The following is a 2,505-nucleotide window of genomic DNA, read 5'->3' as shown; positions in this document are numbered from 1 at the left end:
ACTCCTCGTTTAATTGTCAAAAAACATCAAAATTCACGTTACCTTTATTGTCTTTTTTGTACTAACAGAAGAAGAATCTTAAAATAATTATTAACTTTGTAAAAAAATAAAAACACTCAAATATGAAAAATTTTATACAACTAATCATTTTGCTTTCAATACTTAGTTTTTCAGCTAATTCACAAAATTTACATCATTTTTATCAAAATAACGGAATACCGGTTTATGATTCCAATAGCAATAAATTAGATAATGCTTTTGGGGGAGGACTACAATTTCCTGTTTTCGCAGGAATAGACCTTAACAATGATTTCAAAACTGATTTTGTAATTTTAGATAAAATTGATAATAGAATACTTACTTATATAAATATTGGGAATGGTGATACAATTGATTTTACTTATGCACCACAATATGAAGCACTTTTTCCTGATACATTATCTAGTTTTATTATTTTTAAAGATTACAACAATGACGGGTTACTTGACCTTTTTACATATTCAGGAACACTTGGAGCAGGAATTTCTGCTTACAAAAATATTGGAGACGACCTTAGTGATATCCGATTTAAATTAGAAGAAGAACAATTAACAACCCACTTTGGTGGAAACTTTGAATGGTACACCAATCTGCCAATGTTTACCGTTGATATTCCAGCACTAATTGATATTGATGGAGATGGAGATATGGATGTACTTACATTTGATCCACTCGGTGGATCATATATGCGTCTTTACAATAATATTTCAAAGGAAGTTTACGGAAATGTGGATAGCTTTGTTTTTAGCTGTATTGATGAATACTGGGGTTATTTTATGGAACATGATGAATCAAATGAAGTTTTTTTAAATAACAAACCACCGGACTGGATGGGTTCTTACAAAAATTATAGTGAAGATTATAGCAACTATGATTCTGATGTTAAGATTTTTAAAAATAATTTCTATGAAGAAAGAGCTGTAAGACATGCAGGTTCAACTGTTTTTGCAAATGATATGGATAATGATGGTGATGTTGACCTTCTCGTAGGAGACGTTGAATTCCCCGGAATTGTATTTTTAGAAAATGGGAAAAACGATAACAGTCAGGCAATGGATTCAATTATTAATTGTAATATGAACTTCCCATCTTATGATAAACCAATTGATATTATGGCAATGCCTGCAATTTATTACATTGATGTAAACAGGGATGGAATAAGAGATATGATTACTGCTCCAACCGATAAAGATATTAAAGATTCTTTTGAAACATTAAATCAAATTTGGCTTTATACCAATAAAGGAGAGAATAATAATCCCGATATGGAATTTGTTCAGGATGATTTTTTACAGAATGAAATGATTGACCTTGGCGGTGCTACTTATCCAGCATTTTTTGATTATGATGCTGATGGCGACAAAGACCTTTTTATTGCAACAATTGGTAGTTATTACACAACATATTTTAAAAACGATAGAATATTTTTATACGAAAATATTGGCAAATCCGATAGCAATGTTTTCAAACTTATAGATGATGATTATTTGGGACTTTCAGCAAACAGCATGGAAGGAATTACAATAAATTTTGGAGATTACAATGGTGATAATGTCAAAGACCTTGTTATGGGTGTTAAAAATGGAAATGTTCTTTTTTATAAAAATGAAGCAGCTGTAGGGAATATTGCAGATTTTAAAAGAGACAGTATTCCTTTTACAAAAATACTTGGAGGATATTCAGCACCATTTTTAATTGACCTAAATAAAGATTCTTTGATGGATATTGTTGTTGGTCAATATTTTGGGAAATTAAATTATTATAAAAATACAGGAACAAAAAATACGCCTGTGTTTACTCTTGTTAATGATACTTTTGGTGGCGTTTTCTTCGAACAAGGAAATCATTTTACTACACCGGCAATTGCAGACCTTGACAACAATGGTCATCTTGATATGGTGGTTGGAGCAAATACTTGGAGAAAATCAGCAGGAATTACCGTAGGACATCTTTATTTTTATAAAGACATTGATATTGATCTTAATGCATCATTCACTTCTATTGATACTCTTATTTATGATTCAATTAACAAAAAGATTGTAAAAAGATCGCTCGGATTAAAATTAAGACCAACAATTGCAAGAATGGATGCCGACAGTTTTCCTGATATTATTGTAGGCAGTGCAAGAGGTGGTTTAATGTTTTTTGGAACTTTCTTCGACACTACAATTATTAGCATTCCTCCAAGAATTACTAAAAATGACTTCAAATTTGACATTTATCCAAATCCTGTTAGAAATAAATTTTATTTGTCTATAAATTCAACAGTTACAAAAAGATTAAAAATAAGAATTACAGATATTTTAGGAAATACTGTAAAACAAGAAATACTAACTGTAAATAATACTGAAGTAGTTAATGTTTCTGACTTTAAACAAGGAGTTTACATTGTAATAATATCAGATACAAAAGGAAAAGTACAAGGGATAAAACGTATTGTGAAGTATTAAGGATTGATTGTTAGGC

At 30.0% G+C, this 2,505-nt stretch carries 1 protein-coding gene; it reads left to right on the top strand.

What is annotated here, in order from left to right; translation table 11 throughout:
• Nucleotides 1–122 precede the first annotated feature (122 nt).
• Nucleotides 123–2,489 carry a T9SS type A sorting domain-containing protein gene (locus U9R42_09510; protein MEA3496258.1) on the top strand — a complete coding sequence of 789 codons (2,367 nt, stop codon included), beginning with the start codon at nt 123–125 and terminating at the stop codon, nt 2,487–2,489.
• The last annotated feature ends 16 nt before the right edge of the window (nt 2,490–2,505 follow it).

The organism is Bacteroidota bacterium, from assembly GCA_034723125.1.
GTDB lineage: Bacteria > Bacteroidota > Bacteroidia > CAILMK01 > JAAYUY01 > JAYEOP01.
This window is presented reverse-complemented; position numbering and strand designations above follow the sequence as displayed.